Annotated in this window: 18 protein-coding genes; 15 read left to right on the top strand and 3 right to left on the bottom strand. The window is 39.4% G+C overall.

Annotation, left to right across the window (positions count from 1 at the left end; genetic code table 11):
* Nucleotides 1–12 precede the first annotated feature (12 nt).
* The 7 genes from AOLE_RS19130 (at nucleotide 13) to AOLE_RS19100 (ending at nucleotide 9,788) form a co-directional block, all read left to right on the top strand.
* Complete coding sequence (locus tag AOLE_RS19130) at nucleotides 13–633, top strand: sugar transferase (RefSeq protein ID WP_023274345.1); 621 nt, start codon at nucleotides 13–15, stop codon at nucleotides 631–633.
* A gap of 24 nt (nucleotides 634–657) precedes the next feature.
* Nucleotides 658–1,533, top strand: a complete 876-nt coding sequence (galU, locus tag AOLE_RS19125; protein WP_013199252.1) for a UTP--glucose-1-phosphate uridylyltransferase GalU — start codon at nucleotides 658–660, stop codon at nucleotides 1,531–1,533.
* A gap of 117 nt (nucleotides 1,534–1,650) precedes the next feature.
* Nucleotides 1,651–2,913, top strand: coding sequence for a nucleotide sugar dehydrogenase (locus tag AOLE_RS19120; protein WP_013199251.1), 1,263 nt, complete (start codon nucleotides 1,651–1,653; stop codon nucleotides 2,911–2,913).
* The gene (gene pgi, locus AOLE_RS19115) at nucleotides 2,910–4,580 is read left to right on the top strand and encodes a glucose-6-phosphate isomerase (protein WP_013199250.1); all 1,671 of its coding nucleotides are present in this window, start codon (nucleotides 2,910–2,912) and stop codon (nucleotides 4,578–4,580) included. Before AOLE_RS19120 ends, pgi begins: the two co-directional genes overlap by 4 nt.
* Nucleotides 4,573–5,592 carry a UDP-glucose 4-epimerase GalE gene (gene galE, locus AOLE_RS19110; protein ID WP_013199249.1) on the top strand — a complete coding sequence of 340 codons (1,020 nt, stop codon included), beginning with the start codon at nucleotides 4,573–4,575 and terminating at the stop codon, nucleotides 5,590–5,592. Before pgi ends, galE begins: the two co-directional genes overlap by 8 nt.
* A 343-nt stretch (nucleotides 5,593–5,935) precedes the next feature.
* A complete protein-coding gene (locus tag AOLE_RS19105; RefSeq protein WP_013199248.1) occupies nucleotides 5,936–7,732 on the top strand; it encodes an acyltransferase family protein in 1,797 nt (598 codons plus the stop codon).
* A 394-nt stretch (nucleotides 7,733–8,126) separates the two neighbouring features.
* Nucleotides 8,127–9,788, top strand: a complete 1,662-nt coding sequence (locus tag AOLE_RS19100) for an LTA synthase family protein (RefSeq protein WP_081399396.1) — start codon at nucleotides 8,127–8,129, stop codon at nucleotides 9,786–9,788.
* Between the two features lie 27 nt (nucleotides 9,789–9,815).
* Here the strand turns inward: AOLE_RS19100 and AOLE_RS19095 are convergent, their stop codons facing one another.
* The gene (locus AOLE_RS19095) at nucleotides 9,816–11,186 is read right to left on the bottom strand and encodes a phosphohexomutase domain-containing protein (RefSeq protein WP_013199246.1); all 1,371 of its coding nucleotides are present in this window, start codon (nucleotides 11,184–11,186) and stop codon (nucleotides 9,816–9,818) included.
* A 373-nt stretch (nucleotides 11,187–11,559) separates the two neighbouring features.
* Here AOLE_RS19095 and lldP point away from each other — a divergent pair, with 373 nt between their 5' ends.
* The 4 genes from lldP to dld all read left to right on the top strand — a co-directional run bounded on the left by lldP (nucleotide 11,560) and on the right by dld (nucleotide 17,149).
* Nucleotides 11,560–13,227 (top strand): L-lactate permease, encoded by a 1,668-nt coding sequence (lldP, locus tag AOLE_RS19090; RefSeq protein WP_171056861.1) that lies wholly within the window; start codon nucleotides 11,560–11,562, stop codon nucleotides 13,225–13,227.
* A gap of 19 nt (nucleotides 13,228–13,246) precedes the next feature.
* Complete coding sequence (gene lldR, locus AOLE_RS19085; RefSeq protein ID WP_013199244.1) at nucleotides 13,247–13,999, top strand: transcriptional regulator LldR; 753 nt, start codon at nucleotides 13,247–13,249, stop codon at nucleotides 13,997–13,999.
* On the top strand, nucleotides 13,996–15,147 hold the full coding sequence (lldD, locus tag AOLE_RS19080) for an FMN-dependent L-lactate dehydrogenase LldD (protein WP_004706043.1): 1,152 nt from the start codon (nucleotides 13,996–13,998) through the stop codon (nucleotides 15,145–15,147). The genes lldR and lldD overlap by 4 nt, the downstream gene beginning before the upstream one ends.
* Nucleotides 15,148–15,442: 295 nt before the next feature.
* Entirely contained in the window at nucleotides 15,443–17,149 is a 1,707-nt protein-coding gene (dld, locus tag AOLE_RS19075; RefSeq protein ID WP_013199243.1) for a D-lactate dehydrogenase, read from the top strand.
* 47 nt (nucleotides 17,150–17,196) lie between these two features.
* Here the strand turns inward: dld and AOLE_RS19070 are convergent, their stop codons facing one another.
* Together AOLE_RS19070 and AOLE_RS20170 are read right to left on the bottom strand one after the other, a co-directional pair.
* On the bottom strand, nucleotides 17,197–18,411 hold the full coding sequence (locus AOLE_RS19070) for an amino acid aminotransferase (RefSeq protein WP_013199242.1): 1,215 nt from the start codon (nucleotides 18,409–18,411) through the stop codon (nucleotides 17,197–17,199).
* 335 nt (nucleotides 18,412–18,746) lie between these two features.
* A complete protein-coding gene (locus AOLE_RS20170; protein ID WP_081399227.1) occupies nucleotides 18,747–18,881 on the bottom strand; it encodes a hypothetical protein in 135 nt (44 codons plus the stop codon).
* Nucleotides 18,882–18,926: 45 nt separating this feature from the next.
* Between AOLE_RS20170 and AOLE_RS19065 the strand changes: the two genes are divergently transcribed.
* From AOLE_RS19065 to acnD, 4 genes are all read left to right on the top strand, one after another.
* Nucleotides 18,927–19,637, top strand: coding sequence for a GntR family transcriptional regulator (locus AOLE_RS19065; protein WP_001153627.1), 711 nt, complete (start codon nucleotides 18,927–18,929; stop codon nucleotides 19,635–19,637).
* Nucleotides 19,630–20,514: a methylisocitrate lyase gene (gene prpB / locus AOLE_RS19060; RefSeq protein WP_004706036.1), complete on the top strand. Its 885-nt coding sequence runs from the start codon at nucleotides 19,630–19,632 to the stop codon at nucleotides 20,512–20,514. Before AOLE_RS19065 ends, prpB begins: the two co-directional genes overlap by 8 nt.
* A gap of 66 nt (nucleotides 20,515–20,580) precedes the next feature.
* Nucleotides 20,581–21,738, top strand: a complete 1,158-nt coding sequence (gene prpC / locus AOLE_RS19055; protein ID WP_002120737.1) for a bifunctional 2-methylcitrate synthase/citrate synthase — start codon at nucleotides 20,581–20,583, stop codon at nucleotides 21,736–21,738.
* Complete coding sequence (gene acnD, locus AOLE_RS19050; RefSeq protein ID WP_013199241.1) at nucleotides 21,738–24,344, top strand: Fe/S-dependent 2-methylisocitrate dehydratase AcnD; 2,607 nt, start codon at nucleotides 21,738–21,740, stop codon at nucleotides 24,342–24,344. Before prpC ends, acnD begins: the two co-directional genes overlap by 1 nt.
* Nucleotides 24,345–24,537: the final 193 nt, after the last annotated feature.

Below are 24,537 nucleotides of genomic sequence, written 5' to 3'. Positions count from 1 at the left end.
GTGAATGAAAATATGAAGCGTTTAGTAGACATAGTCATTTCTTTAATAGCTTTAACCGTTCTGTCGCCAATATTTCTGGTCGTTGCTTATAAGGTCCGTAAAAATTTAGGATCACCCATATTCTTTTATCAAGAAAGACCTGGGAAAGACGGAAAATTATTTAAAATGATTAAATTCCGTTCAATGAAAGATGCTTTTGATGCACAAGGAAATCCATTACCAGATGAAGCCCGCATTACTCCATTTGGCCAAAAATTGCGCTCTACAAGCCTAGATGAAATGCCGCAATTGATTAATGTGCTTAAAGGTGACATGAGTGTAGTTGGACCTCGTCCAATGCTTAAAGACTTTGTTGCATTATATTCACCAGAGCAGGCACGTCGTTTAGAAGTACGTCCTGGAATGACTGGTTTGGCTCAGGTAAGTGGCCGTAATGAACTAGATTATGAGGAACGATTTAAATGTGATGTTTGGTATGTCGATAATCACAATGTTTGGGTCGACTTTAAAATTATGTTTAAAACAGTCAAAGTGATGACTAAGCGTGAAGGCATTAATGCACCAGGGCATGTTGGACCTTCTTTGTTTAAAGGCAATAATACCCAAGAAAATATCGACTCGTCTGTAAAGTAAATTTTATATCTTGAAAACTACCGTATGATCAAAAAAGCAGTTTTACCAGTAGCTGGTTTAGGTACACGTTTTTTACCAGCAAGTAAGTCAATTCCAAAAGAAATGGTAACAGTTGTTGACCGTCCAGCTATTGAATATGTAGTGCGTGAAGCAGTTGATGCTGGAATTGAGCAAATTATTTTGGTGACTCACTCTTCAAAAGCATCGATTGAAAATTATTTTGATCGAAACTTTGAATTAGAAACTACATTAGAGCAAAAAAAGAAATTTGATTTACTTGCAGAAATTACACAAATTGTTCCGCCCCATGTGAGTGTTGTAAGTGTAAGACAACCTCAGCCTTTAGGTTTAGGACATGCGGTTTTATGTGCAAAGAGTATTGTTGGTCAAGATAATTTTGCTGTGTTATTACCGGATGTTTTGGTGAAAGACGACTCGGGCCGAAATGATTTATCTCGTATGATTGCACGTTATAATACAATTCAAGCTGCACAGATTATGGTAGAAGCAGTACCTGATAACCTTGTGGATCAATACGGGATTGTAGATGTAGCGCATACTCCTAATGAGGGTGAAAGTATTGCTATGCAAGGCATTGTTGAAAAACCTGCTGTTGGCTCTGCACCTTCTAATCTTTCTGTAGTTGGTCGCTACGTTTTGCCTGCAAAAATTATGCAGCTTTTGGAAAACACACCCAAAGGTGCAGGTAATGAAATTCAGTTAACAGATGCGATTGCGATGTTACAAGAAACAGATATTGTTGAAGCCTATCGTATGCAAGGCCAAACATTTGACTGTGGTAGTAAACTTGGATATTTAAAAGCTGTACTACATTATGGAATTCAACATCCTAAATTAGGCCCAGAATTTAAACAGCTAATTCAAGAGCTTAAGTTGTAGTATTGTGTAGTTCTGCTTAAGTATTTGTAAAAACTGCTGAATATAATAAACAATCAATATATTCTCTTCCTTGAATGGGAAGAGAAATCTATAGAATATTAAAAAATCAGGTGTGCAATGAAAATCGCAGTGTTTGGAACCACCTTACACGCTGGTGTAATGGCAGCATTACTAGCTGAATATGGCAATCAGATTTATTGGTGCACAAGTGTCACCTGCGAAGAAAATATTTCTGTACTTTCTTACCAAGATCAAGAAGTTAATAATTATTTGAATAAGCAAAGAAAATCGGGCTTTCTACAAGAAAGTCCTTTTTCTACTATTCCACTTGATGTTGAAGTTTATTTATTCTGTTTTAGTCCCACACAAATCCAGCTTGCTTTAAATACAGTTGAGAAGCTAAGCCAACGTCCTATCGTTCATCCTAGATTAATGGTAAATGGTTCTACGTTTGGCTTACATGGAACTGATCAGTTAAAACAATATTTACCAAAAGACGAGTGGGTCTATTTCCCTGATGTAATTCAAGAAGGGAATGCTATTAATAGTGTATTGCATGTAAAACATGTCATTGTTGGTGTTGAGTCCAATCATGCGCGGGATACAATGCAAGAGCTGTTACGCCCATTTTTCCGTTTTAGTTATCAATATTTATTTATGCCGATTTTGGACGCTGAATTTACCAAACTTAGTATTTCTGGCATGTTGGCGACCCGTATTAGTTATATGAATGACTTAGCTATGGTAGCAGAGAAACTCGGTATTGATATCGCTAATGTGAAGCATGGTATTGCGGCCGATACACGTATTGGTGCGGCTTATTTGTCCGCTGGAGTTGGTTTTGGCGGTGAAAATTTTTCGCATGATATTTTAACCCTTTCGAGTACTGTTTCTGGAACTGGGGCGAAAAGTCGTCTTTTAGAGCAGGTATGGGCAATTAACGAACAACAAAAAGAAATTTTATTCCGTAAGCTGTGGAATTATTATCATTGTAATTTGAATGGTAAAACCGTGGCTATTTGGGGTGCATCCTTCAAAGAAAATACCTCAAGCATACATAACTCCCCAATTCATATTTTATTAGCTGCATTATGGGCACAAGGTGTAACAGTACGTTTGCATGATCCTCAAGCATTAGATGAAATTGCCGCTACATATGGTGACCGTAAGGATTTAGTACTGTGTACTGATCAATATGAGGCTGCTCGAGACGCACACGCCTTATGTTTAGTTACCGCATGGAAACAATACTGGAGTCCAGACTTTAAGCAATTACAACAGATGATGCAGCATCCTTTAATTTTGGATGGGCGTAATATTTATGACCCAGCATATGTAAAGGCTAAGGGCTTTGCTTATGAAGGAGTAGGTCGTTTATGAGTAAATCTATCGAGAAATTTCCTAAAGAGTTGGTTTCACCTTTACTAAAATTACAGGCGATGGGTGAGAAAAATTCAAAACTACATATAAAAGAATTGTTCGCTTCAGAACCGGATCGCTTTCAACAATATTCTATAAAATTTGATCCATTAGTTTTTGATTATAGTAAGCATCGTGTTACTAAAGACATTTTGGAACAATTGACTGCTCTTGCGAAAACCAAACAATTAAATCAATGGATTGAACGTCTTTTTTCACAAGACAAAGTAAATTGTACAGAGCAACGCGCAGCAATGCATTGGGCACTACGCTTGCCAGTTGACTATTCGAAGTTTCCAGAGTTAACGGCTCAAGTCCATAGCCAGTTACAACGTATGTATGCCTTAGTAGAAAAGATACATGTTGGTCAATATCGCGGGGCAACCGGTGAAGTGATTCAAGATGTTGTGAACATTGGTGTGGGTGGTTCTGATTTAGGGCCACAAATGGTCACCCATGCGTTGTCAGATTTTAAAGTGAAAACGGCTAAACCTTTAAATGTTCACTTTGTATCGACTATGGATGGTAGTCAGTTGTCGGAGTTGCTCCACCAACTTCGTCCAGAAACAACACTATTTATTATTTCTTCAAAATCTTTTGGAACGATTGATACTTTATCAAATGCCCAAACGGTACGACAGTGGCTTGAAAAAACTTTGGGAACACATGCCCGAGTTTTAAAAAGTCATTTTGTTGGAGTATCAACAAAAGCAGATAAAATGACTGAATGGGGGATTGCCCCAGAAAATCAATTACTGCTTTGGGACTGGGTAGGTGGCCGTTACTCATTATGGTCATGCATTGGTTTACCTATTGCGTTGAGTATCGGGGTTGAAGGTTTTCAGCAACTCTTAGCTGGTGCTCATGCAGTAGATGAACATTTTCAAAATACAAGTTATGAGCAAAATATTCCTGTTTTAATGGGATTATTAGGCGTTTGGAACAATAATTTTTTAAATATTCAAACTCATGCAGTATTACCTTATGATGGTCGATTAAAGTATTTTGCTGCTTATTTGCAGCAACTTGAAATGGAATCTAATGGTAAATCGGTACAACGTGACGGTCAAAAAGTCGAACTCGATACATGCCCAATTGTATGGGGTGAAGTTGGACCAAATGCTCAACATGCCTTCTATCAGTTATTACACCAGGGAACTCAAGCAGTAAGCTGTGACTTTATTGCGCCAGTCCAACGCTATAACGCTGACCATTTTACCTATGTTGAAAATGCAGAGGCTTTAGTCGAGCAGCATCATCTTGCGTTATCGAATTGTCTGGCCCAATCAAGATTATTGGCCTTTGGTAATGAAGCTTTAGACTCAACTGAATTAGAAAAACTGCCGATTTACAAACAATATGAAGGTAACCAACCGAGTTCAACCCTATTATTGAAAGAGTTGAATCCATATAGTTTGGGAATGTTAATTGCTTTATATGAGCATAAAGTTTTTGTGCAGTCTGTAATTTGGAATATTAACCCGTTTGATCAATGGGGCGTCGAAAAAGGCAAACAGATTGCTGATCAACTATTACCTATTTTAAATGGGGTTCAAAATGATCTTTCATCATTAGATGCCTCAACACGTGGATTAATTAAAATATTATTAGGAAAAGTAGATGGCTAAAATCCTAGTTACTGGTGGTGCTGGTTATATTGGTTCACATACCTGTGTAGAGCTTTTAAACGCTGGTCATGAAGTTATTGTTTTTGACAATCTATCAAACAGTTCTGAAGAGTCGTTAACGAGAGTCCAAGATATCACACAAAAGAGTTTAGCTTTTGTTAAAGGTGATATTCGTAATGTAAATGAACTTGATCGCGTATTTCAAGATCATTCAATTGATGCTGTAATTCACTTCGCAGGCTTAAAGGCAGTAGGTGAAAGTCAGGAAAAACCGCTGATTTATTTTGATAATAATATTGCTGGTAGTATTCAACTCGTTAAGTCGATGGAAAAAGCAGGTGTCTATACGCTTGTGTTTAGCTCTTCTGCGACAGTATATGACGAGGCCAATATATCTCCATTAAATGAAGATATGCCAACAGGTATGCCAAGTAATAACTATGGCTATACTAAACTGATTGTTGAGCAATTGCTGCAAAAACTGTCAAATTCAGATTCTAAATGGTCGATAGCTTTACTACGCTATTTTAACCCAGTTGGTGCCCATAAAAGTGGCCGTATTGGTGAAGACCCACAAGGTATTCCAAATAATTTAATGCCTTATGTGACTCAAGTTGCTGTAGGTCGCCGTGAAAAGCTATCTATTTATGGTAACGACTACAATACTGTAGATGGGACTGGGGTACGTGACTATATCCATGTCGTCGATTTAGCGAATGCACATTTATGTGCTCTAAATAATCGATTAGAAGTGACAGGTTGCCGTGCATGGAATATTGGTACAGGTAATGGTTCATCGGTTTTGCAAGTAAAAAATACATTTGAGCAAGTTAACGGTGTGCCTGTTGCTTTTGAATTTGCGCCACGTCGAGCAGGCGATGTAGCAACATCTTTTGCCGATAACGCTCGCGCAGTTGCGGAGCTAGGTTGGCAGCCGCAATATGGTTTAGAGGATATGCTTAAAGATAGTTGGAATTGGCAAAAGCAGAATCCAACAGGTTATAAAAATTAGTTTATATTGCTTAAATAATGATGGTGATAGAGTTTAGATAGTTATGAGGTTTGCTTTATCACTACATTTTTTATTCCATCTAGACTTTTAAAACAATATTTTACTTATACAAATATAGTTTTAGGCATAAAGGGAGCACTCTTAGAGATTCAAAAAATGACAAATTTTGATAGTATGACTCTAGATTAGGCAACTCTATATAATCGAGTAGGACGACTTAACGTTTTACTTATATCTTTTAAGTCTATTCCATAAAGCTTGTTCTAGGTTAAGTAATCTAGTGAAAAAGAACAAGGTAGTTGATAGAATTCTGAAAATATTTTTTTATAATTGATATTGATATATGAATAAAAGAATTGATATACAAATTTTAAGAGCTTTTGCTGTTATTTTTGTCGTGCTGTTCCATCTTGAAGTAACTGGTATACAAAGTGGTTTTCTTGGTGTTGATGTCTTTTTTGTAGTAAGTGGCTTTTTAATGGCCATTCTATACAAGCCTGGAGAGGCAAAAAAATTCTTTGAAAGACGAGCTAAGCGTTTATTACCTGCATATTTTGCAACAGTAATTCTTACATTAATCGCAGCTATATTTGTTGTTCTTCCTTCTGAACAGGAAGCCGTTTTAACTCAATCAATATACAGTATATTCTTTGCTAACAATTTTGGTTTCTGGCTACAAAACTCATATTTTAGTAAATCAGATTTTAAACCCCTACTTCATCTGTGGTCTCTTGGTGTTGAGATCCAGTTTTATTTAATAGTACCTTTTTTAGTATTTTTCTTTAAAAAGTCTAAATTTTTACTTCCGATTGCATTACTTGGCTCACTTCTAAGCTGTATTTTTATCCTGGGTATTGCTCCTCAAACATCATTTTTTATGATGCCTTTACGTGTTTGGGAGTTTTTAATTGGGTTTGTGGTGGCTTATTATTTAACCATTAATGGTAATATTAAATTTAATAATTACAGTTTTTTGGGATTAATTGGTTTAGCTATAATTTGTGCCGTACCATTTCTTCATATTGATGGAAATTCTGTAAATCGATTAAATGCACATCCTGGTATACACGCATTAATTGTTTGTATTGCCACAGCCCTAGTTCTGAGTTTCGGATTACCTAAATTTTTACAAGATAGTAAATTAGGTTTACTTCTTTCAAAAATTGGTGACTATTCCTACTCTATTTATCTTGTTCACTTTCCCATTATTGTTCTCTATTTATACAAGCCTTTTACGGGTACAAATTTACATCCTGAAAGTTTATTAGATAAGATCTCTTTATTTATTCTAATTGCAGTAGCTTCAATTCTAATGCATAAATTGATTGAAACTAGAAACTTTAAGAATATAAAGAGAGAATATCTAGTTTCTATCATCTCAATAGTTGCATTGATTGGTATAACGAAAGTTACTCAAACCTATTTTTATAATCAGCAAGAGAAAAATATTTTTGCGGGTTTAAAAGACCGTGCAACGTATCGCTGTGGCAAACTTAAACGTATTTCTGATCCCAAAGCTGTCACATGTAAAATCAACAATGAAAATTTTGAAAAATCAATTTTATTGGTAGGAAACAGTCATTCAGATTCAATTAAAATGGCATTTTCTGAAGAGGCTGCCAAGAACAAATATAATACTTATTTTGTAGTTTCTAATACTCCTCTAATTGAAGGACCTTTCACTGTAGATGTTTTACTTAAAGAAGCTGCTCGGTTAAAGACAGGGCGAATTATAATGCATTATTCATCACCAGCCTTAGATGACAAGTTACTTGAAAAAATAGAGAGCCTTCTTAAACATAAAAATATTTCAATTGATTTTATTATGCCTGTACCTATTTATAAAGAACCAGTACCAAAAATTCTTTATGAGAATAATGCTACTGCACAATATGATGTACATAAGTACCTTGATGATAATGCTATCTTCTTTACTAAACTTGAAGTCTTAGAATCTAAGTATAGCAATTTAAAAATAGATCATGTGAAGCAAATACTTTGTAAGCCTACTTGTATAATTAGTGATGAAAATAAATATCCATATTACTTTGATAGTAATCACTTGAACCTTACTGGAGCTAATTTGCTAATACCCGTGTTTGAAAAAATCTTTTCTTCTTATTCAGATAAGGAAAAATAAATTAACTTAAAATAAATTATTTTTTTAATATCACTAACTACCTATAGCTACTTAGTAGCTATAGGCTTATTTTTTAGTTAAAATTTTATATTTATTTCTTTATAATTCATATGTTTATGTATTTTGATGTTCCTGAAAACTCATAAACCTACTAAGTGAACAACTAATTTTTATGGTAATATTCGCCATTGCCTTTTGTCCTTCTGCTTAAGTTATGGCCTTTCTGCGTCAACAGCTTCTCTTTGTTTTCATTGCTTTTTTTTCAACTTGTTTGGGATTGTATATTGCATGGGATATGCAATTGACTCTAATTAAGTTTTATACATATTTGAGTTCAGATAGGGCTTTGTTTTCAATCTTATTCAATTATGCAGTCATTCAGCTATTTTTTATAGTGACGGGCCGGAAATATACTGCTTTATTGCTGAGCCAATTATTTGTTATATTTTTAAATTTTATTAATAAAAAGAAACAACAATATTTATTTAGTAATCTAAGTCCTGAAGATATTTTTCTTGTGCCTGAGGCAATGAAGGCAACACCATGGCATTTACAACTCATTTTCTTTACTTCAATTATTTTCTTTCTTATTACTCTGCTAATTGCAATAAGAAAAGAAAGTAAGGTGACATTTCATTCCTATGTACCAAATATTATTATTTTTGGATTACTTAGTAGTAGCTTAATTTATTTAAATTTCATTAGAAATCCTACAGGTGCTTGTTTTTCTGAAAATAAGCCTATGATTTGTGCAAGCCTACAGGAATTTCCAAATACTAGAAATGATTGGATCGGTGATTATCGGAAAATTCAAGATTATGGTTTTGTGACTTTTTATATTTCTAAAGTATTGGATAATGTAACGAGTGTATTATTACCTAACCGTAAAGTATCTGAGCAAGACATATTGCAGATATTGCAGCAACATCATTTGGTTCAACCTTTAGAAGATAATGAGAAGGAATATTCGAACATTGTTATTGTGATGGAAGAATCTTTTTGGGATTCTCATCATTTAGATAATGGTTTTTCAAAAGATTTATTATCTTTTGTTCATCAAAATCAGATTTCTAATTTATTGTCTCCTTCTTTTGGGGGAGGTACTGCGAATGTCGAGTTTGAAGTTCTAACGAGTCTCAATACAACTTTTTTCCCAAATGAGTTGTTATATGTTTCTAAGCTAAAGAAACCAATTTATGCTCTACCTTATTATTTAAATTCAATCGGTTATCAAACGGTTGTAATGCATAATAATTATAGTTACTACTATAATCGTAATAAGGTATATCCAGATTTAGGGTTTGAGAAATTTATATCGCTTGAAAACATGATTGCCCATAAAGATCTAGGGAAAGTTATTAATTTGGGCGGTTGGGTCACAGATGATCTCATTTTTGATTCAATTAAGTCTACTTTAAAAGAGAATGAGTTACAGCCAAAGTTTATTTATGCGATTACTGTTGAAAATCACCCAATGTATAATGATAATCGATTTGGTAAACAAAATTATAAACTTAACAAAGAACTGTCTGAAACTGAAAAGCAAAAATTAAGTACTTATACTGCTGGAACTGCACGTGCTAACCAAAAGTTAAAAGAGCTCGCTGAATATTTAAAGACAGTAGATAGACCAACAATTTTAGTGGCTTTTGGCGATCATTTGCCAAATCTACAAGAAGTTTATGAGAGTTATGGATTTTTTAAAGATGATCCTGAGCGAACTAATTTAAAAAATTATCAGACACCGTTTGTAGTGTGGAGCAATTATAAATTAGATAAGAAGCCTTTGAAGCAACCTTATATTGCTGCAAGTTTCGTCGCTCCAAAACTATTAAAGTTAGCAGGGTTACCTTTATCAGATTACTATCAATTTGTTGATGATGTCTCGAGTTGTTATAGTGCCATTCACCAAAAATTTATCAATGAAAATCCAACGTGTAATTTTGATAAGAAAGTATTGTTAAAAGGTTATGAAAATCTAAATAAGGATGTATTAGACGGACATAATCATACTTATAAAATTATGCAGAATAACCAAAAAGAGATGGAACAATAATGTTCCATCTCTTTGAGATGAACTCTATTAAGACTGAATTAATCCAGTTAATTCATCTACATAATGCTGCATTGGCTGAGCTTGACGATCTGCACGGCTTTCAATATTGAGGCGTAGTAAAGGCTCTGTGTTTGAAGCACGGACATTAAAGCGCCATGCACCAAAGTCTAGACTTACACCATCAGTACGGTCAATTTGTGGATTTTGATCAGCATAGAAATCGAAAATCTTTTGAATAGTGATTTGTGTATCAACCACTTTAAAGTTGATTTCACCACTACAAGGAAACTTGGTAATCATATTTTCAACGAGTGTTGAAAGTGATTGTCCTGTTTCAGAAAGTAGGGCAACGGTGAGTAACCATGGAATCATCCCGCTGTCGCAGTAAGCAAAGTCACGGAAATAGTGGTGTGCACTCATTTCTCCGCCATATACGGCATTGTGTTCACGCATCACGTCTTTAATGAATGCATGACCAGATTTTGACTGGACGGCAATACCTTCGTACTCATCCACGATATCAAATGTGTTCCACACTAAACGCGGGTCATGCACAATTTTTTCGCCTGACTGTTTAATCAAGAAAGCTTGAGCCAATAGACCAACAATATAGTAGCCTTCAATGAACTGTCCCTTTTCATCAAATAAGAAACAGCGGTCAAAGTCGCCGTCCCATGCAATTCCCATATCTGCTTTATGCTCAATTACAGCATTTCGAGTACTGTCACGGTTTTCAATTAAAATTGGGTTAGGAATCCCATTTGGGAAAGTGCCATCTGCTTCATGGTGAATTTTAATAAATTCAATAGGTACGTTAAGCGTTTTAAATTTTTCTTCGATTGCATCAATCACGTGACCAGCTGCACCATTACCCGCGTTTACCACTAACTTAAGTGGGCGGATTTTTGCTGGTTCAATATAAGTTAATAAGTGATCAACGAACTCAGACAAAATGTTATAGCTTTGAGTTGTACCTTTTTGACTAACTTCTTCAAAGTTATTGGTTTCTGCTAAAGCCTGAATTTCTTTTAAACCAGTATCTGCACTAATTGGACGAGCATTTTCTCGAACCAATTTCATGCCGTTATAGTCCATTGGGTTATGGCTCGCAGTAACTTCGATACCACCTTGCACATCTAAATGGAAAGCGGCGAAGTAAACTTCTTCAGTACCCGTCATGCCTAAATCAAGAACATTGACACTCGCATCATTTAATCCACGGATGGTCGCTTGTTTTAAAGCCTCACTGCTTAGACGAATATCACAACCTACAACCACAGTCTTTGGTTTATAGATTTGTCCGTAAGCGCGGCCAATTTTATAGGCAATTTCTTCATTCAATTCGGTGCCGAGTTTGCCTCGGATATCATAAGCTTTAAAACACGTTAAAGTAGTCATTATTCAATTCAATACATGTGGTTTGAGTTGTGTGCACATTATACATAGATCATGAAACAGGTATGTTTATAGTTTTTATATTCAAATTTTTCACTTCATTTCGGTAGTTCATATCTAAATTTATAAGAAAGATTTTTACGACTTTAGTCTAATAAATAAATTTATAAATTAGAAATAGCTTGATTTTATTCAACCATATTGGTCATACCAATTTTAATGGTTATTTAATGATTGATCTTGCTAATGTCTGTGTTTATGATGCTTCCTGTGGTTTAAGGAACAACATTTGCACTTAATTTTTAATTGGTAATACCAATTGTGTTAGATGTTTAAGAATTTAAGGTACAAAAATTCGCCCCGGCATTTCAAGGAGATGACAATGCTCAATATGTGGCAACAACTTTATGACCCTTTAAATAATATTTGGCTGTCCAGTGCGGTTGCATTAATCCCGATTATTTTCTTCTTTTTGGCATTAGCAGTTTTTCGTTTAAAAGGCAGTATCGCGGGTACGGGCACAGTCATTATTGCATTATTGATTGCTCTCTTTTTCTATCAAATGCCGGGTCAAATGGCCTTTGCGTCTATTATTTACGGTTTCTTCTATGGTCTATGGCCAATTTCATGGATCATTATTGGGGCAGTTTTTCTATACAAGATTTCGGTAAAAACAGGTCAGTTTGAAGTTATTCGCTCAAGCATTTTGTCAATTACCGAAGACCAACGTCTGCAAATGTTACTCGTTGGTTTTGCATTTGGTACTTTCCTTGAAGGAGCAGCGGGTTTTGGTGCTCCTGTCGCAATTACGGCTGCACTCCTTGTAGGTTTAGGCTTTAAGCCACTTTATGCTGCTGGTTTATGCTTGATTGTAAATACCGCGCCAGTGGCATTTGGTGCGATGGGTATTCCAATTATTGTGGCGGGGCAGGTGTCAGGCGTAGACACCATGGAAATTAGCCAGATGGTGGGTCGTCAGTTGCCATTTTTAACGCTGATCGTGTTGTTCTGGATCATGGCGATTATGGATGGCTGGCGTGGTGTTAAAGAAACTTGGCCTGCTGTATTAGTGGGTGGTGGCGCTTTTGCGATTGCCCAATATCTTACATCTAACTTTATTGGCCCTGAATTACCAGATATTACCGCTGCAATTGCTTCATTGGTCAGCCTGACTGTGTTGTTCCGTTTCTGGAAACCAAAACATATTTTCCGCTTTGAACCTGAAGCTGGCCAAACTCTAATTCAGCAACCTACAACGGTTCAACGTTACAGTATTGGGAAAATTGCTAAGGCATGGTCTCCATTTGCCATCTTAACAGTCATGGTGACCATCTGGAGTGTTAAGCCGTTTAAAGCATTATTTGCAAAAGATGGTGCTCTTGAACACTGGATTTTCAAACTTGAAGTTCCGTATTTGCATAAATTGGTCGAAAAAATGCCGCCAATTGTGGCAGAGATGAAGCCATATGAAGCGATTTATAAGTTTGACTGGTTCTCTGCAACAGGTACGGCAATTTTTATTGCTGCAATTATCACTGCTATTTTCTTGAAAATGAAAGCAAGTGAGGCAGTAACGACTTTTGGTGAAACACTCAATGAGTTGAAAACACCGATTTACTCGATTGGTATGGTGTTGGCGTTTGCTTTTATTGCGAACTATTCAGGTTTATCTGCAACTTTAGCTTTAGCTCTATCGCATACGGGTCATGCGTTTACTTTCTTCTCGCCATTTTTGGGCTGGCTTGGTGTATTCCTTACAGGTTCAGATACCTCTTCAAATGCTTTGTTCTCGGCTCTACAGGCGACTACGGCTCAGCAAATTGGTATTCCAGAAGTGTTATTGGTGGCTGCTAATACCAGTGGTGGCGTGACAGGTAAGATGATTTCTCCGCAGTCGATTGCGATTGCGTGTGCCGCAGTAGGTTTAGTTGGAAAAGAATCTGACTTGTTCCGTTTCACGGTAAAACATAGCATCATATTCACTGTCTTTGTTGGCATCATTATTACGGTTCAGGCTTATCTGGTTCCGTGGATGATTCCATAACTCCAGTGAAGGAAACGCGATGAGAATCTCCGATCAAGTGGTCATGAAATTGCAGGCATTAATTGAAGAACGTCACATGAAAAAAGGTGACCGTTTGCCTGCCGAACGCCAGCTTGCAACAAGTTTAGGGGTTTCTCGTCCATCTTTGCGTGAAGCGATTCAGCAGCTTAATAGTCAAGGTGTGCTCAGTAGCCGCCGTGGCGATGGGACTTATATTCAGCAGTTGCCTGAACAGTGGCCACAGCAACTGATTGTGAACCCGATTAGCAACCTGATTGAAGAAGATCCACTCTACCGTTTTGATGTGCAAGAGGCACGGTTATTACTTGAAGGTGGCACGGCATGGTATGCCGCATTACGCTCAACGCCTGAAGATCGCGCCAAAATTCATCATTATTTTAATGAAATTAGTCGCCATCAAAATGCAGGTGACTCGGCGCAGGCTGCAGTAGCCGATGCTGAATTCCACTTAGCGATTGCTGAAGCATCTCACAATGTGGTGCTGATTCAAATGATGCGCAGCTTGTTTGATTTGCTGCAATACAACGTCTTGTTAGGGCGTAAAAAAGTTTATAACGACCCCGTAAATGGTGACTTGCTGAGCGAGCAGCATTTTCAGGTGATGGATGCTATTGATCGTAAAGATCCCGAGGCCGCACGCCAAGCTGTCTGCGGTCATATTGAATTTGTGATTAATCATGTGCGTTCTCTGGATGAAGACGAAGCTCGCCAGAAACGTGCAAATCGTTTAAGTAGAGTTGATTCAAAATGATTATTTCTTCTGGCAATGATTATCGTGCTGCGGCACAGCGTCGCTTACCTCCATTTTTATTTCATTACATTGATGGTGGAGCGTATTCGGAATATACCTTAAAGCGTAACGTACAAGATTTGTCAGAAATTGCATTGCGTCAACGTGTGCTCAATGACATGTCGGCGTTAAGCCTTGAAACCAAACTGTTTAACGAAACCTTGTCTATGCCAGTTGCTTTGGCACCTGTAGGCTTAACAGGTATGTATGCGCGCCGTGGTGAAGTGCAGGCAGCGATGGCAGCCGACAAAAAGGGCATTCCATTTACTCTTTCAACGGTTTCGGTATGTCCAATTGAAGAAGTTGCACCTGCAATTAACCGCCCTATGTGGTTCCAGCTTTATGTATTACGTGACCGTGGTTTTATGCGGAATGCTTTGGAACGTGCAAAAGCGGCAGGTTGTTCAACATTGGTATTTACCGTAGATATGCCTGTGCCGGGTGCACGTTACCGTGATGCCCATTCGGGTATGAGTGGGCCAAATGCTGCGATGCGCCGCTATATGCAGTCAATGTTCCATCCGCATTGGTCGTGGAATGTTGGCCTAATGGGCCGTCCGCACGACTTGGGCAATATTTCTAAATATTTAGGTAAGCCTACTGGGCTTGAAGACTATATTGGTTGGTTAGGCTCGAACTTTGACCCATCAATTTCATGGAAAGACCTTGAGTGGATTCGTGAATTTTGGGATGGCCCAATGGTAATTAAGGGTATTTTAGACCCTGAAGATGCCAAAGATGCCGTGCGTTTTGGTGCAGATGGTATTGTGGTCTCGAATCACGGTGGTCGTCAGTTAGATGGTGTGATGTCATCTGCTCGTGCATTGCCTGCAATTGCTGATGCAGTGAAAGGTGATTTGGCGATTTTGGCTGACTCAGGCATCCGCAATGGTTTAGATGTGGTGCGTATGTTGGCGCTCGGTGCCGATACGGTTTTACTTGGCCGTGCATTTGTTTATGCCTTGGCAGCAGCAGGTGGGCAAGGGGTCTCGAACTTGCTTGATTTAATTGATAAAGAAATGCGTGTTGCGATGACGCTTACGGGTGCTAAGTCGATTTCGGATATTAATGCGGATTGTTTAGTACAGGCGATGAAGCAAGGTTTTTAAGAAATAAGTTTTTAAGTGAGGCAATAAGCACAGCCTCAAAATTTGGTGATTTGCTAAAGTTCTGAGTGTAGGCATTTGTCACTTTTGAAAGGTCAAAAGTAACCAAAAACCTTCGTTTCGATGACGGTACTTCCTTGCTACCGCATCGAAACGGCGGCATCCCTGCCGCCAATCACGATAGTAAATATAGGGCTGATTCTAATTAGAGAATGAGCTAGTTAAATATAAATTACAAACGGTAAGACTCCATCGTGTTGGTCTAATTTGATAAATGGATGACCAAAAGGAAACCATCATGCAAACATTTTCTCCTCAAGTAGTGATCGAACGTTTACAGAATATTGTAGGGCGTTCGCATGTTTTGACTGATGATCAAAGCACGCGTCAGTATCGCCAAGGTCGTCGTTTTGGTGAGGGGAAAGTACTTGCTGTGGTGGTGCCAGGAACCTTGTTAGAGCAATGGCAGGTACTCCAAGCTGCAATTGATGCAGACTGTATTGTGATTATGCAGGCGGCGAATACAGGACTCACTGGCGGTTCAACCCCGTATGGTGATGATTATGATCGTCCTGTTTTAGTGATGAGTACGCGTCGTTTAAAAGGCATACAAGTCATTCATGATGGTAAGCAAGTGATTTGTTTACCGGGTGCGACCTTAGATAATTTAGAGCAAATTTTAAAAGGCTATGATCGTGAACCGCATTCAGTAATTGGTTCATCTTGTATTGGGGCATCGGTACTTGGCGGTGTGTGTAATAACTCTGGTGGTGCGTTGGTACGCCGTGGTCCTGCGTATACTGAGCTGGCGTTATATGCTCAGGTGAATACTGCTGGTCAATTAGAGCTGGTGAACCATTTAGGGGTGAATTTAGGCTCGACTCCTGAAGAAATTTTGATGCGTTTAGAGAAGCAGAAATATCAAGCCATAGATATTTTAGATGATGGCGAAAAGCAGGCATCGGACTATCGTTATGCGCACGATGTGACGCAAGTTGATGAAGATACACCCGCGCGTTTTAATGCAGACCCGTCACGATTGTTTGAAGCATCGGGTTCGGCAGGTAAAGTCTGTGTGTTTGCGGTACGTCTTGATACTTATGAAAAAGTAGAAAGTAATGTCTTTTATATTGGTACTAATGATGCCGATGATTTAACCGCTATTCGCCGTTACTTACTAACCTCACTGCCAAGCCTACCAATCGCTGGTGAATATATTCACCGAGATGCTTACTTGATTGGTGAAAAGTACGGAAAAGACACGTTCTTATTTATTGAAAAATTTGGCACAGCCAATGTTCCCAAAGCTTTTGCGATGAAAGATAAAGTCGATGGTTTCTTAGAAAGATTTAAAATTAAAGGTTTAACGGATCAGATTTTACAGGCGATTACCTTCTTTTTACCGAGTCATTTGCCTAAGCGTATGACCGAATATCGAGATCGTTATGAGCACCATTTAGTGCTACGTGTCGAAAATAATTCAAAAGCTCAGACCGAGCAGTTTTTAAAAGAATATTTTGCAGTGCATCAGTCAGGTAGCTATTTCGTATGTAGCGAAGGGGAAGGCCGAAAAGCGTTCTTACACCGTTTTGCGATTGCAGGAGCTGCAATTCGTTATCGTGATACGCACCGTAGTGAAGTTGAAGATATTGTGGCGCTTGATATTGCGTTACGTCGTAATGACCGTGAGTGGGTAGAGCAACTGCCTGCCGAAATGGAAAATAAAATCATCCATAAACTCTATTATGGGCATTTCTTTTGTCATGTGTTCCATCAAGACTATATTCTTAAAAAGGGCCATGACCCTTTAGAAATGGAACATCAAATGTGGAAGTTACTCGATGCGCGCCGTGCTGAATATCCGGCAGAGCATAATGTTGGGCATCTTTACATTGCCAAGCCTGCCTTAGCTAACTTTTATCAAAAACTTGACCCAACCAATAGCTTTAACGTAGGTATTGGACATACCTCAAAACTGAAATATTGGGGCAAGGCTAAATCTTAATACCGAGACATAAAAAAGGCGCCGAAGCGCCTTTTTTAATAGATGTATTATGCTGCTTCTGTTGATTTAGCAAGCACTTCTGCAACTGCTTTAGCAACAGTGTAAACATTATTCATGTTTAAACCTGCTACACAAATACGGCCACTACGTACTAAGTAGATTGCATATTCTTCACGCAAGATATCAACTTGCTCAGCAGTTAAACCTGTGTAACTGAACATACCTTTTTGGTTTACAAGGTAGCTAAAGTCACGGTCTGGTAATGCTTTAGTAAGTTCATCTTTCAAGATGCTACGCATTTTAATAATACGCTCACGCATCTCTTTTACTTCACCTTGCCATTGCTGGTTAAGTTCAGCGTCATTTAACACTTCATCAACTAACCAAGCACCTGTTGTAGGAGGGCTAGAGTAAATACGGCGTACAGTCGCTTTTAACTGACCGAATGTGCACTGAGCAGCTTCTGCATCATCACATACGAAAGTTAAGCCGCCAACGCGCTCGCCATATAAAGAGAAGATTTTAGAGAACGAGTTGCTCACAATGAAGTTTAGACCCGCTTGGTCTAAAGCACGGATTGCATACGCATCTTCTTCCATACCGTCACCAAAACCTTGGTAAGCGATGTCTAGGAATGGAATAAGGTTACGATCTTTTAATACTGCAATCACTTGATCCCACTGCGCTGGGTTTAAGTCAGCACCCGTTGGGTTGTGGCAGCATGGGTGCAATAACACAATGCTTTGCTCAGGCAAAGTTTTAAGTGTTGAAAGCATACCGTCAAAATCTACACCACGCGTTTCGTTATCGAAATATGGGTAGAAATGAGTTTTGATGCCAGCGCCATTGAAAATCGCAACGTGGTTGTCCCAAGTTGGTTGGCTTACCCAAACGTCAGAATTTGGGAAATAAGTTTTTAAGAAATCTGCACCAACTTTCAATGCACCTGAACCACCAAGCGTTTGGATGGTTACAGCACGGCCAGCTTTAACTGCTGGGCTGTTTGCACCAAATAAAAGTGCTTGAATTGCTTCACGGTAAGGTTTGAAGCCTTCCATTGGCAAATAAAGTTTGGTTTTACCGTTTTTAGGCTCGATACGCTTTTGCGCTTCAATAATGGTCTCTAACTGAGGAACAATACTGTCTTCGTTATAATAAAGACCAATACTCAAGTTCACTTTTCCAGAACGAGTATCAGCATTGAACTGTTCCATTAAAGATAAAATTGGGTCGCCTGCGTATGGGGGGATATGTTGAAACATCAAAAAAGTCCTTTCATTCAACAATATGCATAGTGCTGGGTTTTTTCTGTCTCGAAAAATACGCCACAACTATGTCGATGTTCAATAATGTATCAATAAAGCTACCGTGAAGCACCTGATAATTTCACTAATATCGATATTTTCTGGATGAAAATGATAAAAAGATTTAAAAGAAATTACGGTAAATAGATACTAATTTATAACTCATGCTTTCATTCAAGCAGATTGTCTACAATCTTGCTGTAATACATTGGTTGTAGACTAAAGTTTGAAACAAAAGATTAGCGGTCGAAAAGCAGCTAAAAAAGTGCCATAAATCTATAGGTAAAACAATATTAAATAACTGTTTTACAAGTACTAATTGGTAATTGGTTTAATGGTTTAAATATAAGGTGAAATAACAGGTCAAACGATAAAAATTGACCTGATGCGTTCTGTAAAGTGTCAACAATCACCTTGATTTTTTTCATTCATACCGCTATAAAAGCCATAATTGATTAAAAATTGTCGACAATATGCAAGATTTGACCTTCGCACCAGAGCCATTACAAAGTCAGGGAAGAACACTGACCGAGAATGTATTTAAACAAATACAGACGGCGATTGTTTTGGGTCAAATTCCGGCAGGTAGCAAGATTTCTGAGCCTGAGCTAGCACGTACTTATGGCATTAGTCGTGGGCCTTTACGTGAAGCGATTCATCGCCTTGAAGGGCAGCGTTTGGTTGAGCGTACTGCACATGTGGGCGCGCGCGTGGTTTCATTATCCTTGCAACAGTTTAAAGAGCTTTATCAGATTCGTGCGTCTTTAGAGGGTTTGGCTTGCAAACTTGCGGCACAGCATATTGATAAAAAGCAAATCTTGGCATTACGTGATGTTTTGCGTATGCATGCCGAAGATGAAAACTTTAAAGCAGGTAAAGGATATTACTTGCAAGAAGGGCAGGACGATTTTCACTACTGCATTATCAAAAGTAGTGGCAATAAAACCCTAGAAAAAATGCTATGCGATGAGCTTTATCACCTCATCCGTATGTACCGAATTCAGTTTTCAAACACACCCGATCGTCCGAGCAAAGCTTGGGACGAACACATCCGTATTTTAGATGCAATTGCAGAAGGTGATGGTGAACTTGCCGAGCTGCTCATGCATCGACATATCAATGCTTCTTACAAAATTATTGAGCAAACACTGCTACAAGCACAAGGAGAACATAACAATGGCTAAACAATCCGCAGGTCAGCTATTTCGCGATGCAGTAGCCCAAGAAAAGCCATTACAAGTGGTTGGAACCATTAACGCCAATCATGCACTTTTGGCAAAACGTGCAGGTTATAAAGCGATTTACTTATCAGGTGGTGGTGTAGCCGCTGGTTCTTTAGGCTTACCTGATTTAGGAATCAGTAACCTTGATGATGTGTTGACAGACGTACGCCGTATTACCGATGTATGTGATCTTCCATTATTAGTCGATGCGGACACAGGTTTTGGCGCTTCTGCATTTAACATTGCTCGTACTACAAAAGCACTTATCAAGTTTGGTGCTGCGGCAATGCACATTGAAGACCAAGTGGGCGCAAAACGTTGTGGACACCGTCCGAACAAAGCCATTGTGACTCAAGAAGAAATGGTTGACCGTATTAAAGCTGCGGTCGATGCACGTGGTGATGACAGCTTCGTGATTATGGCACGTACTGATGCATTGGCCGTAGATGGCTTACAAGCTGCAATTGACCGTGCGGGTGCCTACATCGAAGCGGGCGCAGACATGTTGTTCCCTGAAGCAATTACCGAGCTTGATATGTACAAGCAATTTGCTCAGAAGACAGGCGCACCAATTTTGGCAAACATTACCGAGTTTGGTTCTACACCACTATTTACGACTGAAGAGTTAGCATCTGCCGATGTAAGCCTTGCGCTTTATCCGCTTTCTGCTTTCCGTGCCATGAACAAAGCAGCCGAAACTGTGTATGAAACCTTGCGTAAAGAAGGCACGCAAAAGAACGTGGTTGATATTATGCAAACGCGTAAAGAGTTATATGAACGCATTAACTACTATGCGTTTGAAGACTACTTAGACAACGCATTTGCTAAAAAGAAATAAGAAGTAAAACACGGTACATATGCCGTGTTCCCCAAATAATTTAAATAGATAGGAAAGGACATTCTTATGAGCTCAAATGAAACAACAACAGGCTTCAAACCAAAAAAATCAGTTGCACTTAGCGGACAAGTTGCAGGCAACACAGCACTGTGTACCGTAGGACGTAGTGGTAACGACTTGCACTATCGTGGCTATGACATTCTTGACCTTGCGGCGGGTAGCCAGTTTGAAGAAGTTGCTCACTTGCTTGTACATGGCAAATTACCAAACAAAGCTGAACTCAAAGCGTATAAAGCAAAATTAAAAGCACTTCGTGGCTTACCAGCAGCACTTAAAACTGCACTTGAGCAATTACCACCGTCTGCACACCCAATGGATGTGATGCGTACAGGTGTATCAGTGTTAGGTTGCTTAACGCCAGAACACGAAGACCATAACGAAGCTGGCGCAAAAGACATTGCTGATAAATTAATGGCAAGCCTAGGCTCAATGCTGCTTTATTGGTACCACTTCAGCAATAACGGTCGTCGTATTGAAGTTGAAACTGATGACGACTCAATTGCAGCACATTTCTTACATTTACTTCATGGCGAAAAACCATCTGAAGAATGGATTCAAGCAATGCATACATCTCTTATTTTGTATGCTGAGCACGAGTTCAACGCGTCTACATTTACCTCACGTGTGGTTGCAGGTACAGGTTCTGACATGTACTCGGCAATTACAGGTGGTATTGGTGCGCTTCGCGGACCTAAGCATGGAGGTGCAAACGAAGTTGCATTCGTAATTCAACAACGTTATGACAACGCAGATGAAGCAGAAGCTGACATTCGTAAGCGTGTTGAAAATAAAGAAGTCGTAATTGGTTTTGGTCATCCTGTATATACAGTTTCTGACCCACGTAACGAAGTAATTAAGAAAGTGGCGCATGACTTAGCACAAGCACAAGAGAATACCAAAATGTACCTCATCGCTGAACGTTTAGAAGCAGTGATGAAAGAAGTGAAAAACATGTTCCCGAACCTCGATTGGTTCAGTGCAGTGAGCTATCACTTAATGGGTGTTCCAACTGCAATGTTCACACCATTGTTCGTGATTGCACGTACAGCAGGCTGGTCAGCGCACGTGATTGAACAACGCCAAGACGGCAAAATTATTCGTCCAAGCGCGAACTACACAGGCCCTGAAAACCTCGAATTTAAACCATTGGCGGAGCGTGGTTAATGAACACAAAATACCGTAAACCGCTGGCAGGTACCCAGCTTGAATATTACGACGTGCGTCAAGCCGTTGAAGATATTCAGCCAGGCGCATACGAAAAACTGCCTTACACGTCTAAAGTACTCGCAGAGCAATTGGTACGCCGTGCCGATGCCGAGAACTTAACTGCCTATTTAACGCAGTTGATTGAACGCCGTCAGGACTTGGACTTTCCTTGGTACCCAGCGCGTGTGGTGTGTCATGACATTTTGGGTCAAACTGCATTGGTTGACCTTGCAGGCTTACGTGATGCGATTGCTGACAAAGGCGGCGACCCATCTAAAGTTAACCCAGTTGTACCGACACAGCTCATTGTCGACCACTCTTTAGCGGTGGAATACGGTGGTGCTGACCCAGACGCTTTTGCAAAAAACCGTGCTGTTGAAGACCGCCGTAACGAAGACCGTTTTCACTTTATTGAGTGGACTAAAACAGCATTTAAAAATGTCGATGTGATCCCTGCGGGGAACGGCATTATGCACCAGATTAACCTAGAGAAAATGTCTCCGGTGATTCAGGCGCGTGATGGCGTAGCATTCCCAGACACATGTGTCGGTACAGACTCACACACACCACATACAGACGCTTTGGGCGTAATTTCTGTGGGTGTAGGTGGTTTAGAAGCTGAAAACGTAATGTTAGGCCGTGCATCTTGGATGCGTTTGCCAGACATTATTGGCGTTGAGTTTGTAGGTCAGCGTCAGGCAGGCATTACTGCAACAGATATCGTACTTGCTTTAACCGAGTTCTTGCGTAAAGAGCGTGTGGTTGGTGCTTACCTTGAGTTCTTTGGTGAAGGTGCAGACAGCATGTCTGTGGGCGACCGTGCAACCATTTCGAACATGACACCAGAGTATGGTGCTACTGCTGCGATGTTCTACATCGACCAAAACACAATCGATTACTTACGCCTAACAGGCCGTGAAGATGCTCAAGTGGCATTGGTTGAACAGTACGCAAAAGAAATCGGTCTTTGGGCATCTGACATGACCAAAGCAGAGTACCCACGTGTACTTCGTTTTGACCTATCAAAAGTGACACGTAACATCGCTGGTCCATCAAACCCACATGCACGTGTTTCAACTGCGGACCTAAAAGAAAAAGGTATTGCGGGTGTTGTCGAAAACCGTTCTGACGGCTTAATGCCAGATGGCGCAATCATTATTGCTGCAATCACTTCATGTACTAACACTTCTAACCCACGTAACACCGTGGCGGCAGGTTTGTTGGCACGTAAGGCAAATGAACTTGGTTTGGTTCGTAAACCTTGGGTGAAATCATCATTTGCACCGGGTTCAAAAGCGGCTGCACTTTACCTTGAAGAAGCAGGTGTTCTAAAAGACTTAGAGCAACTTGGTTTTGGTATTGTGGCTTACGCTTGTACGACCTGTAATGGTATGTCAGGCGCGTTAGATCCAGTTATTCAACAAGAAATTATTGACCGTGACTTGTACGCAACAGCAGTACTCTCTGGTAACCGTAACTTCGATGGCCGTATCCATCCATATGCAAAACAAGCATTCTTGGCATCTCCACCGCTTGTCGTGGCGTATGCAATTGCGGGTACGATTCGTTTTGATATTGAAAAAGATGCTTTAGGTCATGACAAAGACGGTAAACCGATTTACCTCAAAGACATTTGGCCATCTGATGCTGAAATTGATGCGTTAGTTAAAGAAGCTGTGAAGCCTGAACAGTTCCGTAAAGTCTACATTCCAATGTTTGACTTAGGTGTAACGGAAGAAGCTGAAAGTCCACTTTACGACTGGCGTCCACAAAGTACTTACATCCGCCGTCCACCATATTGGGAAGGGGCGTTGGCTGCACCACGTACTTTGGCGAACATGCGTCCACTTGCGATTTTGGGTGACAACATCACCACCGACCACTTGTCGCCTTCAAACGCGATTTTGATGGACTCGGCTGCGGGTGAATACCTTCACAAAATGGGCTTACCAGAAGAAGACTTCAACTCATATGCAACGCACCGTGGCGACCATTTGACTGCACAACGTGCAACATTTGCCAACCCGAAACTGTATAACGAAATGGTAGTGCGCTCAGACGGTACCATTAAGCAAGGTTCAAAAGCGCGTGTAGAGCCAGAAGGCGAAGTGATGCGTATGTGGGAAGCGATTGAAACCTACATGAACCGTAAACAGCCATTAATTATTGTTGCGGGTGCTGACTACGGTCAGGGTTCAAGCCGTGACTGGGCTGCAAAAGGTGTGCGCCTTGCAGGTGTTGAAGCGATTGTGGCAGAAGGTTTTGAGCGTATTCACCGTACCAACTTAGTAGGTATGGGTGTGTTACCGCTTGAGTTTAAACCGGGTGTAAACCGCAAGACTTTAAAACTAGATGGTACTGAGCTTTATAGTGTGATTGGTAATATTGCGCCACGTTCGACTTTAACCTTAGTGATTGAACGTGCCACAGCGGATGGTAAAGAAGAGATTCTTGAAGTGCCAGTGACTTGCCGTTTAGATACAGAAGAAGAAGTTTCTGTATATGAAGCGGGCGGTGTATTACAGCGTTTTGCACAAGACTTTTTAGAAAGCCAAGTGGCTTGACATTGAGTTAAAAATAATTGATACGGTTTTAAGAGCCCCACTTTAGAGTGGGGTTTTTATTTGTTTATACATATCTAATTAATTATAAAAAATGACTGTATATATTATATTTTTTTAAAATTATTTTGTTTTTGTCATCAAATTCTCTTTAACTTACATTAAGATACGCGGCGCTTAGACTTAAATATAAATC

Origin of the sequence: Acinetobacter oleivorans DR1 (genome assembly GCF_000196795.1) — a bacterium.
GTDB classification, from domain to species: domain Bacteria; phylum Pseudomonadota; class Gammaproteobacteria; order Pseudomonadales; family Moraxellaceae; genus Acinetobacter; species Acinetobacter oleivorans.
This window is presented reverse-complemented; position numbering and strand designations above follow the sequence as displayed.